Origin of the sequence: Streptomyces sp. NBC_01508 (genome assembly GCF_045040315.1) — a bacterium.
In the GTDB taxonomy this organism is placed as follows: Bacteria; Actinomycetota; Actinomycetes; order Streptomycetales; family Streptomycetaceae; genus Streptomyces.
Genome location: NZ_CP109419.1, coordinates 6,960,147 through 6,973,650 on the forward strand (window position 1 = coordinate 6,960,147; position 13,504 = coordinate 6,973,650).

Genomic DNA, 13,504 nt, shown 5'->3' on the forward strand with positions numbered 1-13,504 from the left:
CCTCCATGGTCGGGCGGGGCGGGCGGGGGCGGTCGAATGCCTTCGCCGTTCATGATGCCGACCAGTCGGTATGCCGTCCAGTGCGTGACGGGAAACCGTCCAGGGGGTGCGACGGGATCGATGCGCCGGGTCCGGAGAACCGGACCCGGCGGTGGGTGTCCGGGTCAGTGGTCGTCCCAGTGGCCCTCGTGGGCGGCGTGCCGGTGGCCGTCGTGGACGTAGTCCTTGTGGTCGCCGTGCGCCACGGCGCGATGGCCGCAGCCCTCGCCGTGCTGGTGGGGGTGGGTGTCGTGGGTGACATGGGCGGCGGGCTCGCACTCGTCCCAGTGCGCGGCGTGCTTGCGGTGCAGATGGCCGTCGTGCGCGTAGTCGACGTGGTCGCCGTGCCGCACCTCGGTGTGGCCGCAGGCCGGTCCGTGGGTGTGCTCGTGCGTCGGGTGTTCCTGATGAAGAGCCGTCATGATGTACGCCTTTGTGGTCTTCAGGGGTGATTTGTGTGGCCGGACGGGACGCTACCAGCCCGGTCCGCCAGGGCCGGTAGGCCCGCTTCGGGTCCCGAAAACCGCATGACCGGACCGGGCGTGCGATGGTGTACTGGGAGGCATGTCCGCCGAAGCCGTACCGCCGCCCCAGCCCTACCGCTGGTCCCTGTCCGCGTTCGGCGGCGGCCGGCCCGACCAACTCGGCGCGCTACCGGCGTCGCGGAACGAGAGCCCGCCCCCCGATCTGGTCCTCTCCGGGCTGACCGGCATCACCGCCAGAGTCCTGGCCCGCTCCGACGGCGCCGACCTCTGCTTCCTCGGCCGGTCGCTCGACTCCATGTACGACCTGCTGACCGGCGCGCTGGAACACTCGCCGTGGGACGGGCAGTTGCTGCGGCTGCCGGTCTCCTGCACGGCCGACACCGAGTGGAGCCCCGCCGACCGCCGCCGCTTCCGTGAACATCTCGCCTCCGTGGGCCTGGAGCCGTACGCGCTGGCGCGCCGCAAGCGCCCCATCGCGCTGGTCGACGTCGTCGCGCAGGGGCGCAGTTTCGGCACGCTCCACCGCCACCTGGCCGGCTGGATCGAGGAGACCCGCGAGCCGTGGGCGGTCATCCGCCGCAAGCTCCGCTACATCGGGGTGACCGTGCGCGGCCCCAGCAGCCCGAACACCTGGCGCTGGCAGCAGGACCCCGACAACGACTGGGTGCGGACCCTGCCCGCCGGGCATGTGACCAACGTGTCCGTGGACTACTCCGTGTGGACGCACCTGGCCGACAGCCAGCCGAAGATCAACGAGTCCTTCCCGCACTGGAACTGGTTCGACGAGCCGTCGACAACGGCGCCCCGCCACCACAAGCTCGCCCGCGCGCTCGAGGAGGCCCGGTACTTCACCGAGGCGGGCCGCAGCACCGGCGTACGCGAGGAGCTGATCCGGCTGATGGCCCGTGAGCCAGGCTTCGCGGGACGGGAACAGCGCAGGATCGCGCTGGCGCTCCGCACGAGGGCGACGTCCCGCACCGGCTCCGGCGCCCGCCCCCGCGCGGGCACGCGTGCGCGGTACAAGACGGGCAACCGCTAGGGCGTGCTTCGAGAGTCCCGCCTGGCCGACGACGCCTGGCACGCTCTCCCCCGTAGCCCCGAGGGGGGCCACGGGAGGTGCCCCCTCACCGCGTTGACAGCGTTTTCGAAGGCGTCCAAGTACGGCCGGGCCATCCACAACGCCGATCCTCCGCCTTGCGATCGCACGCACCAGACACCGTCGGCCCCGCCCTCCGGGCGGACGGCGCTACTTCCGAAACACGCCCTGGTCCTGTGACCGGAAGGGTTCGCCGGGGCCGTCCGGCGATTGGGGACAGGCGCGGCCCGAGAGCCGCGCAACCCGTTCAACGTTCCCGGACACGGCCTCGGGGCAGGGGCGTTGAGGTGACGTGTCCGGGGCCGACGCCGTGCCCCGGGCGAACGCGTCGTCGAACGCCGCCCGGCCCAGGTCCTTCGTCGCCCGCGCCGTGATGCGGGTGACGTCGCCCTGTTCGCCCGCCGGCAGGGGTGTGCCGACCGAGTCCCGGGCCGCCCACGCGGCGCCCAGCAGCCGTGCGGCGTGATCGGCGTGGCCCGCCAGGGCCTGTGCGCCCGCCAGGCCCTCCAGGGCCAGGGCCAGTGAGCGGGCGTCGCCGGCGGTGCGGGCGGCGGACAGGCCGTCCTGCTGGAGCCGGAGGGCGGTCGTCGCGTCGCCCCGCAGCTCGGCGGTGAATCCCAGCTCGGCGAGGACCAGCGCGGGCAGTCCCGGCTGATAGCCCATCTGCCGGTGGATGTCGAGCACCCTGCGCAGGTGGACCTCCGCGGCGTCCAGGTCACCGGCCCGGCGTGCCCCCATCCCCAGCCCGATCTCGGCGTACTGTTCCCCGAACTTGTCCGACTGCTCGACCGCCATCCGTCCGGCCCGCTCGTGGAACTCCCGGGCCCGCGGATGGTCGCCTGTCAGCATCGCGATCCGCCCCAGGCCCGACAGTTGGAAGGACACCTCGGGCCACAGCCCGAGGTCTTCGGCCATCCGCAGCCCCTCGCGGTGCAGCCGCGCGGCGCGTTCGTACTCGCCCCGCACCTCGGCCAGCTTCTGGAGCGGCACCATGGCCTTCAACTGGCCCCACTCGTCGCCCAGTTCGCGGAAAAGCTCCAGGCTCTGCTCGCCATGGCTCCGCAGTGTTCCGAACTCCCCTTGCAACTTGGCGTGGAACGCCTGGCCGGCGAGTGCGGCGGCGGTACCCCACCGGTCGCCGAGTGAGCGGAACGTGGCGAGCGCCGACTCGATCAGCGTGCGGCTGGGCGCCGGATCGCCGATGCCGTAAAGGTTGGATGCCACGAACCAGCGCGCCCGTGCCTGGCCGAGCGGGTCGTCGATCCTCTCGTACGGTCCGAGCGCGGCCCGGTACTCCGTGACGGGGTCCGCGCTGCCGCCGAGCAGCAGGCTGACGCCGCCCAGCCAGCCGGTGGCCCTGGCGACCAGAACGGCGGGGGCTGCGGACGCGTCGGACGCGTCGGCGGGGGTCGACAGGGCCAGGGTGAGGGAGCGCCGGGCCTCGTTGTTACGGCCACGAAGATGCCAGTACCAGACGAGGGCGTTCACCAGGCGCAGGGCGCACTCGGTGTCCCCGGCCCGTACGGCGCTTTCCAGCGCGGAGCGCATGTTCGCGTTCTCGGCGTCGAGACGGCGCAGCCACCGGCGTTGCCCGTGACCGCGCAGATGCGGCTCGGCGCGCTCGGCCAGCGCCGTGTAGTAGGCGCGATGCCTGTGCTGGAGTGCGGCCAACTCGCCCGACTCGGCGAGCCGTTCGGTGGCGTACGCCGCGACCGACTCCAGCATTCGGTAGCGGGGACCGCCCTCGGTGCCGGCCGCGCCTTCGGTCATGACCAGCAGCGAGCTGTCCACCAGCCGGGCGAGGAGGCCGAGAACGTCCGTACCGGCCGGGTCGTCCCCGGCGTCCCCGGCGCAGCATTCCTCCGCCGCGGCGAGTGTGCAGCCGTCGGCGTGCACGGCCAGGCGCCGCAGCACCGCCCGCTCCTGGTCGCCCAGCAGCTCCCAGCCCCAGTCGATCACCGCCCGCAGTGTGCGCTGCCGGGCCGGGGCGCCGCGCGAGCCCACCGCGAGCAGCCGGAAGCGGTCGTCGAGCCTGGCCGCCAACTCGGCCACTCCCAGGGCCCGTACGCGCGTCGCGGCCATCTCCAGCGCCAGCGGAATGCCGTCCAGACGCCGGCAGATCGACACGACCGCGTCGAGGGTGGTCCCGTCGAGGACGAACCGCGGCGCCGCGGCCGTGGCGCGCGCCACGAACAGCTCGACCGCGCTGAACCGGCTCACGTCCGCCGTACTCAGCCCCTCGGCCGACTCGGGCCGCCGCAGCGGCGGCACCTCCTCCAGTCGCTCGCCGGTGATGCCGAGGGGCACCTGGCTGGTGGCGAGGACGCGGAGGGCCGGGGCCGCCTTCAGCAACTGCTCGGCCAACTCCGCCACGGGCGCGGCGACATGTTCACAGTTGTCGAGGATCAGCAGCGTCGGCCGGTCGCTCAGCGCGTGCGCGACGCGTGCGGCCGGCGACAGCGGCGCACCCTCGGGGCGAGTCGTGTCGTCCCGGACCCCGATCACCGCGCCGACCGTCTCATTCACCTCCACCCACCTGTCGACCTGGGTGCGGGGGGCGCCGGGTGCCGGGTCGAGCGCCGCGAACTCCACCAGGTGGACACCGCCGGGGAACGCCGCCCCGAGCCCGGCGGCGGTCGCCAGCGCGAGCTGTGTCTTGCCGACGCCACCGGGCCCGGTGAGAGTCACCAGGCGGTGGGCGCCCAGCAGGTGGCGTACGTCCTCGACGGCTTCGCCACGGCCGATCAGCTCGGTGAGCGGAGCGGGTACGTTGCCCGGCGGGCGCGCCGCCGAGGTGGTGGGCGGGGGCGCGGCGGTGAGCGCCGGGTCCTGGGCGAGGATCGCCCGGTGCAGAGCTGTCAGCGCGGGGCCGGGGTCCACCCCCAGCTCCTCGGCCAGCCGGGTACGCAGCCGCGCGTAGCCGCGGAGCGCCGCGTCCTGGCGGCCGGCCAGATACAGGGCCCGCAGGTGTGCGGCGCGCAGCCGTTCCCGTAGCGGATGCAGTTCCACCAAGTCGCTCAACTCGTCGGCTACCAGAGCGTGTTCGCCGAGTTCCAGGCGGGCTTCGGCCTGTTCCTCCACGGCGGTCAGCCGCTGTTCCGCCAGCCGGGCCGCCGCGGTGCGCGCGAACTCCGCGTCGGCGAAGTCGGCGTACGCGGGACCACGCCAGACGGCCAGCGCGTCCGCCAGCAGCGCTGCCCTCGACCGGGGGTCGGCGACCGCCCGCGCGCCGTCGAGCAGTTCCTGGAAGCGGTCGGCGTCGACCGTGCCGGGAGCGGCCAGCAGTTGGTACCCCGGCGGGCGCGAGACGAGGAGCGAACGCCCGCCCGGCTCGGCGTCCTCCAGCGCGCGCCGCAGCTGCCACACCTTCGTCTGGAGTGCGCCCGGCGGGTTGTTCGGGGGCTTCGGGCCCCACAGGTCGTCCACGAGCCGGTCGGCGGAGACAGGGCGGCCCCGGTGCGTCAGGAGACACGCCAGCAGGGCACGGACCTTCAGCTCGGGGATCCTGACCGGTGCCCCGTCGGCCGTCCACACGCCGAGCGGACCCAGCACCCCAAAACGCATGTGATCAGGCTATCCGACTCCGAGGGGAGTGGACCAAGAGCGGACCGGGAGCGGACCGGGAGAATATCGGGAGCGGCGCGGCGCACCGTGCGACATGGCTCCCCAACTCCGGGGAGAGGGAAGGAAATCCATGTCATCGAACGCCCCCGAGGCCCCCGTCCGGAAGGCCGGGGCCCGGGAATGGGTGGGCCTCGCCGTGCTGGCCCTGCCCACCCTGCTGATCTCTGTCGACCAGAGCGTGCTGTATCTGGCCCTGCCCCATCTCGCCGAGGGGCTGCGCCCCAGCGGCACCCAAACCCTGTGGATCATGGACGTCTACGGCTTCCTGATCGCCGGCTTCCTCATCACCATGGGGACGCTCGGGGACCGGATCGGCCGCCGCAAGCTGCTGATGATCGGCGCGACGGCCGTCGGCGCCACCTCGGTGGCAGCCGCGTACTCCACCAGCGCGGAGGCCCTGATCGTCACCCGGGGTCTGCTGGGTATCGCCGCCGCGACGCTGATGCCGTCCACCCTCGCCCTCATCGGCAACATGTTCCACGACCCCTACCAGCGGGCCCGTGCCATCGCGGTGTGGGCCAGCTGTTTCATGGGCGGCACCGCGCTCGGCCCGGTGATCGGCGGCATGATGCTGGAGTTCTTCTGGTGGGGCTCGGTGTTCCTGCTCGGCGTGCCCGTCATGGTGCTGCTGCTGATCGTCGCTCCCCTCCTGCTGCCGGAGTACAAGGACGCGGACGCGGGCCGGATCGACCTGCCCAGCGTCGTCCTGTCACTGGTGTCGATCCTGTCGGTCATCTACGGCCTCAAGGAGCTGGCGCGCCACGGCTTCGGGACGGTGCCGCTCCTCGCGATCGCCGGTGGTCTGGCGGTCGGCGCGGTGTTCGTGTCGCGGCAGAACAAGCTCGCCGATCCGCTGCTGGATCTGAAGCTCTTCAAGGTCGCCGCGTTCAGCGCGGCGCTGCTGATCCTGACCGTGTCGATGCTCGGTACCGGTGGTGGCTACCTCTTCATCACCGGGTTCCTCCAGATGGTGGAGGGGTTCTCGCCGATGGAGGCGGGTCTGTGGATGGTTCCCGCGGCCGTCGCGTCGGTCCTCGCCGCGCAGGCGGCGCCGGTCATCGCCAAGCGGTACCCGCTCAGCACCGTCGTCGGGGTGGCGTTGCTCATCGGCATGGCCGGCTATCTGATGCTCGTGTTCGTCGATCCGGTCGGCGGGATTCCGTTGCTGGTGGCGGGCTTTGTCATCATCTTCGTCGGCGTCGGCACCTTCGGGTCGCTCGGCACCAATCTGGTCATCGGGTCCGTCCCGCCCGAGCGGGGCGGTTCCGCGGCGGCTCTCTCGTCCATCAGCGGTGACCTGGGGAACGCGCTGGGCATCGCCGTGCTGGGCAGCCTCGGTACCGCCGTCTACCGCGACTCGATCGTGGTGCCCGACGGGACCCCGCCGGCGGCGGCCGACGCCGCCCGGGGAACCATGGAGGACGCCGTCACGGCGGCCAGGGACCTGCCGGCCGAGCCCGCCGACGGCCTGCTGGCGGCAGCCGCGGAGGCGTACACGAGTGGGCTGAACACGATCGGTCTCGCCTGCGCGGTCATCGCCGCGATCAGCGCGACAATCGCGCTCACCATGCTGCGCAGGAGCCGTGGGGCCGTACCGTCCGGCGACCGGGCACCGGCCGCGCGGGCCTAGAGTCCGGACCCGGGTGCGCACCTGAGGTGCGGGCATAGGGTGACGGCCGTGGGAGACGACATGGACGACCTCGGCCGACTCGTACGGGGCCAGGCCCAACAGCGTGCCGCACAAGGTGACGTCGCCTTCGTGCGCGAGCTGGGGGTACGGCTGGCCGAGCGGAACGCGGCGGCTCGTGAACAAGTACGGGAGTCCGACCGCCAGTTGGCCCTGGTGATGCGCATACTAGCCCTCACCCCCGGGCGGGACAGCCTGGAGCAGCTGCTTCAACTCCTGGACGACGAGCACACGACAGGCGCCGGTCTCCCGCAGCCCTTCATCGCCTCGCTCCTGGCGGAGCATCAGCGGGCGGCCGACCTGACGGCCGCAGTCCTCGCCCGCCGTGACCGGTACCGGGTTGACGAGCTGCGGGCCTGTCTCTTCCACGAGTTGCTGATCCGTGGGGTGGATGTCGACGCGTTCCAGGGCCGGGACGTCTACGCCTGGCTCTACGGACGGATCGGCCCGCACCGATTCACCTGGCTGCCGGCGCGGCGGCGCGAACTCGAAGCCGGCGCCGGCTTTCCCCGGCGTCGGATCAACGGCTCCGCCTTCGGTACGGCGACCGGAGTGCCGGCCGAGGGGCGGGCCGACCCGCCGACACCTCGTACGACCGAGAGGTCCGCCCTTCGGGACGTCGCGACCAACGACGTGTTCGAGGCCATCGTCGCCGCCGTACGCGAAGGCGGCTGGGGTTACTGCGAAGCCTGGGTCTTCCGGCCGGACGAACCCGTCGCACCCGACCGGGTGCCGGCTCTGCTGCCCACCCTGCCGATGCCCTGCGTCGACGGGCTCGGCCCCACGGGCCGCTTCGAGGTCGCGGTCCGCCCGGTGGACGAGATCTGGCGCCTGCTCTTCGGCGTCGCGTCGATGGGCGGCATGTGGGGCAAGGGGGCGCACGGCGCGTACGGCCGGCTGTGGGCGTGGAAGTCGATGGCGGGCCTGTGCGGCGCGCCCGAGGGCGCGAGCGCGGAGGAGGTGGAGACTCTGGCCCGGCTGACCACCTGGTTCCACTTCGAGGCGGACGCGGAGTGGTTCCACAACGACATCGACTCCGACTTCGGCGTCGCCGCGCTCTCTCCCGACGGCCGCCGGATCGCGGTGCTCGCGGCGACGGACACCGACTAGATCCGGGCCGCGCTCGTCCTCGATCGCCGCTCGGGCGCCCGCAGTTGGAGCCCGTCCGGCGATGGAGGACGGACCGGCCACCGGACGGACCGGCCACCGGATGAACCGGCCACCGGACGAACGGCCACCGGACGGACCGGACAACGCTCCCTCGCCGGACAGGACTTAGCCTCGCCGTTTCAGTTGGCGTGCGACCAGTTGCTGGCCGTGAACGCGAAAGTGCCTTCCGAGCTGGGACGATGAACCTTGTCGAGGGGTTCTGTCGGTCCAGGTGGAAGGCACTTTCTGCGTGCAGGGTATCGGTTCGCGTCCCAGGCTTCATGTCTCTGCTGACGGGGCGGGGGTGATCGGTCATGCCGGGGCACGGCTGCTGGCTGATCTCGCCGATGTCACCGGACTGACCAGCGCGTACTCCACCGCGCTCGGACCGCTCCGGCCACGCGGTACTGGTCATGACCCGGGCCGGATCGCGACCGACCTCGCGGTGATGGTGGCTGCCGGCGGCGAGACCATCACGGATCTGGCCGTCCTGCGCGACCAGCGCGAGGTGTTCGGCCCCATCGCCTCGACACCGACTGCCTGGCGGGTGCTGGCCGCCGTCGATGAACGCGTACTGGGCCGCCTGCGCTCAGCCCGGGCTCAGGCTCGGGAAGTGGCCTGGCTCCAGGCATCCGAGACCCGCTGCGGCATACCGGCGGCGAAAGCCGGCGGGCGGGAAGTGCCCGGACTGGTCCTGGACATCGACGCCACGCTGATCACCTGCCACTCGGAGAAGGTCCAGGCCGCACCCACCTACAAAGGCGGCTTCGGCTTCCACCCCCTGCTGTGTTTCCTGGCCAACACCGGCGAGGCCATGTCCGGGCGCCTCCGGCCCGGAAACTCCGGAGCCAACACGGCCGCGGATCACATCGCGGTTCTGGACGACGCTCTCGCGCAGATCCCCGACGCCCACCGGCACGGCACCGACATCCTGATCCGCACCGACAGCGCCGGATCCGCGAAAGCGTTCCTCAGCCACATCCGAGACCTGCGAACACGCGGAATCCGCACCTTCTTCTCAGTCGGATACGCGGTCACCGAACCAGTCCGCCGCGCGATCCGGGCCCTGCCCGAGCAGGTCTGGCACCCCGCCCTGGACCAGGACGGCACCCTCCGCGAGTCCGCCGAGGTCGCCGAACTGACCGGCATGACCGACCTTGCCGGCTACCCGGACGGCACCCGCATCATCGTCCGCCGCGAACATCCCCACCCCGGAGCCCAGCTCTCACTCTTCGACCAGGACGAAGGCATGCGGCACCAGGTCTTTCTCACCGACACCCCGTTCACCTCCGGCTCCGCCCAGTTCCTGGAGGTCCGCCACCGCCAGCACGCCACCGTCGAAGACCACATCCGGTGCGGCAAGACCACCGGCTTCGGCCGCTTCCCTCCCGCCGCTTCGGCGTCAACGCCGCCTGGCTCGAACTCAGCCTCGCGGCGATCGACCTCCTTGCCTGGACCCGCACCCTCCTCCTGGACGGCGAACTCGCCACGGCCGAACCCAAGAAACTCCGATACCGGCTCCTGCACGTCGCCGCCAGAATCACCCGGGGCAGCCGCCGCCTCCGCCTCCGGATATCGGCGACCTGGCCCTGGCGACACGAGCTCACGGCCGCATTCCACCGACTGGCCGCACTACCCCGCCCCGCCGGCTGACCCACCACCCCCGCCCACCTCAACCCAAGGACCTCGGAGAACCCGACCCCGCGTCGGGCCCTCACCATGCCCACCGGCCGACCCAGCCTCAAACAACCTCGCTCAGCCGCCCAGCAACCCCAACTGAAACGGCGAGGTTAGGCTCTCCCGGTGATCAAACCTCCGCGGGCCCCCGAGTTGTGGCGGCGGGGCGACGGGCCGGGCGGCGGCTTCACCGTACGGGCCCGGATACCCGCGGGGAGCCCGTCATGACCGCGCCGGTCCGGGGTCCTGGTCTACGACGACCAGGCGATGGTCCGCAGCGGGCTGGTGACGATCATCGACGCCCAACCCGACCTCGACGTGGTGGGCGAGTGCGGGGACGGACGCACCGCTGTCGACCTCACCGGCGAACTGGGCCCCCCGCACCGGCCACGGCGCAGACCAGCGCGATCGCTGTGGTCGCCTTGCCATTGCGGATCATGATGCTCTCCTCGTAAGGGAATTGACGCGGCGAGGGGCGGGGCATGCGGCAGCCACGCGGGGTAGCGCGGTGGACACCGCAACCGCCTTTTCGCCGGGGCCGCGACCCGTGTGCCGCGGCTGCGAAGAACGCTACGGATCCGGCGGTCCGGAATCGTCACCCCACAGGGGACACCCGCGCGTAGCTCGCACGGGGGACAGCCGGGGCCGAACCTCACTCCTCAGAGCATCGTCAGACCGAACGCCGCCAGGCCCATCACACAGACCACCCCCGCGACCCCCGCCCGCACCGGCAGGGCGCGCGGCCGAGCCGTGTCCAGCGCCATGATCCGCCGGTGCGCCACCCAGAGGAACGCCAGCCAGACGAGCGCGCTCAGCGCCGCCGCGACGATCGCCGCCGGCGTCACGTCGTCCCGGACGGCCTGCCTGCCCGCCAGCACCGCGACGACCGTGTACGTCAGAGTCGTACGCCGCCAGGCCAGCCGGGTCCGCTCCGGCTGGAGGCCGGGGTCCCGCGCGCCCCCGGCCGGGGGCGGGCCCCCCATCAGCCCGCCCGGCCGGACAGCACCACGACCAGCATGATCACGGCGACGGCGGCCACCGACAGACCCAGCAGTGTCGGGAACGGCGTCACCGGCAGATCCTCGCCCCGGCGCATCGCCCGCTCGCTGCGCACCCACTGGCTGATCGCCCGCAGCGCGCTGAGCGCGCCGATGGCGAAGAGGACCACCGCCAGCCCCACCCGCACCCCCCAGCGCAGGTCCGGCAGGAACTGGTCGACCGCGAATCCGCCGCCCACCAGGGCGAGCGCGGTGCGGATCCAGGCGAGGAACGTGCGTTCGTTGGCGAGCGAGAAGCGGTAGTCGGGGGTCGTGCCCTCGTCGCTGATTCGCCGGGGCGCGAACCACAGGCGCAGGCTCCGCACAAAGTCGATCACCCGTCGCACCCTACGCACCCGACGCGCGGCTCGCCCTCAGCCGCTCGTACGCCGCCACGCCGTCCGGCGTCCACAGCCACCCGCCGTCGTCCGCGCCCCTCGCCAGCCGTTGGTCCAACTCCTCCTCCATCAGGAACGTGTGCCAGTCGATCTCCTCCACCTGCGGGGAGACCGGCAGCGGGCAGCGGACCTCGTAGACGCGCGACCACCAGCCCTGCCCGCCGCCGCCCGGTTCGTACAGGAACGAGAACAGCGGTACGGGGCGCGGCAGACCCACCACACCCAGCTCCTCCTCGGCCTCGCGCAGGGCCGCCTCGTCGTACGTCTCGCCCGCGCCGACCACACCGCCCACGAACATGTCGTGGTGGGACGGGAAGACGAGCTTGGTCGCGGTCCTGCGGTGCACGAAGACGCGGTCGTCGGCGTCGCGCGCCAGGATGAAGGCGCAGCGGTGCCGCAGCCCCTTCGCGTACGCCTCACCGCGTGTGGCCTGCCGGACGACACGGTCCTTCTCGTCGACGATGTCGAGGATTTCGTCTGCGGCGCTCATGGGGGACAGCGTGGCACGGCAGCCTGGCACGGCAGCACGGCAGCACGGCAGCGCGGCAGCACGGCAGCACGGTGCGCCGAACAGTTGACTCGTTACCGGCCCGTACGGAAGATCGGACCACCTCAGTCGCCCCGAAAAGGTGGGAACCCATGGCGTACGACGCTGATGTGATCGTGATCGGCGCGGGACTGGCGGGTCTGGTCGCCACCGCCGAACTCGTCGACGCCGGGCGCTCGGTGATCCTGCTCGACCAGGAGCCGGAGCGGTCCATCGGCGGACAGGCGCACTGGTCCTTCGGCGGGCTGTTCCTCGTGGACTCGCCCGAGCAGCGGCGGCTGCGCGTCAAGGACAGCCGCGAACTCGCCCTCCAGGACTGGTTCGGCACGGCCGGCTTCGACCGAGAGGAGGACCACTGGCCGCGCGAGTGGGCTCAGGCGTACGTGGACTTCGCCGCCGGGGAGAAGCGCTCGTGGCTGCGCGAGCGGGGCGTGCGGTTCTTTCCGGTCGTCGGCTGGGCCGAGCGCGGTGGCTACGGCGCGAGCGGGCACGGCAACTCGGTGCCGCGCTTCCACATCACCTGGGGGACCGGCCCCGGGGTCGTCGAGCCGTTCGAACGGAAGGTGCGCGAGGGCGTCGCCAAGGGGCTGGTGACGTTCCGTCTCCGGCACCGGGTCACCGGACTCGGCGCCACGGCCGGCGCCGTCGACACCGTGACCGGTGAGGTGCTGGAGCCGAGCGACGCCGAACGCGGCACGGCCAGCAGCCGTGTCACGGCCGGCGCGTTCGAATTCAGGGGCCAGGCCGTGATCGTGACGTCCGGTGGCATCGGCGGCAACCACGACCTCGTACGCGCCCAGTGGCCGCAGCGCCTCGGCACCCCGCCCGAGAAGATGCTCTCCGGCGTGCCCGCCCATGTCGACGGCCTGATGCTCGGCATCACCGAACGGGCCGGCGCCCACCACATCAACCGCGACCGGATGTGGCACTACACGGAGGGCATCGAGAACTGGAACCCGGTCTGGGCCAGGCACGGCATCCGGATCCTGCCGGGCCCCTCGTCGCTGTGGCTCGACGCACGCGGCCGGCGGCTGCCGGTGCCGCTGTTCCCCGGCTTCGACACGCTCGGCACGCTGGACCACATCACGCATTCGGGCCACGACCACACCTGGTTCGTGCTCAACCAGCGCATCATCGGCAAGGAGTTCGCGCTCTCGGGCTCCGAGCAGAACCCCGACCTGACCGGGAAGTCCGTCCGCGACGTGATCAACCGGGCGCGCCTGGACGTGCCGGGTCCGGTGAAGGCGTTCATGGACAACGGCGCGGACTTCGTCGTGGAGAAGGACCTGGCCTCGCTCGTACGCGGCATGAACGCGCTCACCGGGACGCCGCTGATCGACGAGGCCGAGCTGCGTCGGGAGATCACCGCCCGCGACCGGGAGGTCGCGAACCCGTTCACCAAGGATCTCCAGGTCACGGCCGTCCGAGGGGCGCGGGCGTATCTGGGCGACAAGCTGATCCGCACGGTGGCGCCGCACCGGATCCTCGATCCCAAGGCCGGTCCGCTGATCGCCGTACGGCTGCGCGTCCTGACCCGCAAGTCGCTCGGCGGCCTGGAGACCGACCTGTCGTCGCGCGTGCTGCGGCAGGGCGGGGAGCCGCTGCCCGGCGTGTACGCGGCGGGGGAGGCGGCCGGTTTCGGCGGCGGGGGGATGCACGGGTACCGCTCCCTGGAGGGGACGTTCCTCGGCGGCTGCATCTTCTCCGGGCGCGCGGCCGGGCGGGCGGCGGCGGAGGCGGTGGGCTGAGGCGGGAACGGCGCGGT

9 protein-coding genes and 2 pseudogenes are annotated in these 13,504 nt (G+C 72.3%); 6 read left to right on the forward strand and 5 right to left on the reverse strand.

The genetic code is table 11. The features are described from left to right. Positions 1 to 164: 164 nt before the first annotated feature. Positions 165 to 461 carry a hypothetical protein gene (locus OG700_RS32105; RefSeq protein ID WP_405619707.1) on the reverse strand — a complete coding sequence of 99 codons (297 nt, stop codon included), beginning with the start codon at positions 459 to 461 and terminating at the stop codon, positions 165 to 167. A 142-nt stretch (positions 462 to 603) separates the two neighbouring features. On the opposite strand from OG700_RS32105, the gene OG700_RS32110 reads away from it, so the two are divergent. Then, complete coding sequence (locus OG700_RS32110) at positions 604 to 1,563, forward strand: hypothetical protein (RefSeq protein ID WP_405619709.1); 960 nt, start codon at positions 604 to 606, stop codon at positions 1,561 to 1,563. Positions 1,564 to 1,770: 207 nt separating this feature from the next. Here the strand turns inward: OG700_RS32110 and OG700_RS32115 are convergent, their stop codons facing one another. Then, positions 1,771 to 5,184: a BTAD domain-containing putative transcriptional regulator gene (locus tag OG700_RS32115; RefSeq protein ID WP_405619711.1), complete on the reverse strand. Its 3,414-nt coding sequence runs from the start codon at positions 5,182 to 5,184 to the stop codon at positions 1,771 to 1,773. Positions 5,185 to 5,314: 130 nt separating this feature from the next. On the opposite strand from OG700_RS32115, the gene OG700_RS32120 reads away from it, so the two are divergent. The 4 genes and pseudogenes from OG700_RS32120 to OG700_RS32135 form a co-directional block, all read left to right on the forward strand. Beyond that, positions 5,315 to 6,874 carry an MFS transporter gene (locus OG700_RS32120; RefSeq protein ID WP_405619713.1) on the forward strand — a complete coding sequence of 520 codons (1,560 nt, stop codon included), beginning with the start codon at positions 5,315 to 5,317 and terminating at the stop codon, positions 6,872 to 6,874. Between the two features lie 48 nt (positions 6,875 to 6,922). Further along, entirely contained in the window at positions 6,923 to 8,041 is a 1,119-nt protein-coding gene (locus OG700_RS32125; RefSeq protein WP_405619715.1) for a DUF6183 family protein, read from the forward strand. Positions 8,042 to 8,312: 271 nt separating this feature from the next. Further along, positions 8,313 to 9,733: pseudogene (locus OG700_RS32130) on the forward strand (IS1380 family transposase). Positions 9,734 to 9,981: 248 nt separating this feature from the next. Next, positions 9,982 to 10,135, forward strand: a pseudogene (locus OG700_RS32135) (response regulator transcription factor); the annotation flags it as partial. A gap of 281 nt (positions 10,136 to 10,416) precedes the next feature. Here the strand turns inward: OG700_RS32135 and OG700_RS32140 are convergent. From OG700_RS32140 to OG700_RS32150, 3 genes are read right to left on the reverse strand one after another with little or no spacing between them, the layout of a single operon-like run. After that, positions 10,417 to 10,740 carry a DUF202 domain-containing protein gene (locus tag OG700_RS32140; protein ID WP_405619717.1) on the reverse strand — a complete coding sequence of 108 codons (324 nt, stop codon included), beginning with the start codon at positions 10,738 to 10,740 and terminating at the stop codon, positions 10,417 to 10,419. After that, positions 10,740 to 11,132, reverse strand: a complete 393-nt coding sequence (locus OG700_RS32145) for a YidH family protein (RefSeq protein WP_405619719.1) — start codon at positions 11,130 to 11,132, stop codon at positions 10,740 to 10,742. The genes OG700_RS32140 and OG700_RS32145 overlap by 1 nt, the downstream gene beginning before the upstream one ends. A gap of 10 nt (positions 11,133 to 11,142) precedes the next feature. Next, the gene (locus OG700_RS32150) at positions 11,143 to 11,682 is read right to left on the reverse strand and encodes an NUDIX domain-containing protein (RefSeq protein ID WP_405619721.1); all 540 of its coding nucleotides are present in this window, start codon (positions 11,680 to 11,682) and stop codon (positions 11,143 to 11,145) included. Positions 11,683 to 11,831: 149 nt separating this feature from the next. On the opposite strand from OG700_RS32150, the gene OG700_RS32155 reads away from it, so the two are divergent. Further along, positions 11,832 to 13,487 carry an FAD-binding dehydrogenase gene (locus OG700_RS32155; RefSeq protein WP_405619723.1) on the forward strand — a complete coding sequence of 552 codons (1,656 nt, stop codon included), beginning with the start codon at positions 11,832 to 11,834 and terminating at the stop codon, positions 13,485 to 13,487. The last annotated feature ends 17 nt before the right edge of the window (positions 13,488 to 13,504 follow it).

Bases quoted from the DNA above. Each gene is read 5' to 3' on its own strand.
- OG700_RS32150 (WP_405619721.1), bottom strand. From the start codon at position 11,682: ATGAGCGCCGCAGACGAAATCCTCGACATCGTCGACGAGAAGGACCGT.
- OG700_RS32110 (WP_405619709.1), top strand. From the start codon at position 604: ATGTCCGCCGAAGCCGTACCGCCGCCCCAGCCCTACCGCTGGTCCCTG.
- OG700_RS32105 (WP_405619707.1), bottom strand. From the start codon at position 461: ATGACGGCTCTTCATCAGGAACACCCGACGCACGAGCACACCCACGGA.
- OG700_RS32115 (WP_405619711.1), bottom strand. From the start codon at position 5,184: ATGCGTTTTGGGGTGCTGGGTCCGCTCGGCGTGTGGACGGCCGACGGG.
- OG700_RS32140 (WP_405619717.1), bottom strand. From the start codon at position 10,740: ATGGGGGGCCCGCCCCCGGCCGGGGGCGCGCGGGACCCCGGCCTCCAG.
- OG700_RS32155 (WP_405619723.1), top strand. From the start codon at position 11,832: ATGGCGTACGACGCTGATGTGATCGTGATCGGCGCGGGACTGGCGGGT.
- OG700_RS32120 (WP_405619713.1), top strand. From the start codon at position 5,315: ATGTCATCGAACGCCCCCGAGGCCCCCGTCCGGAAGGCCGGGGCCCGG.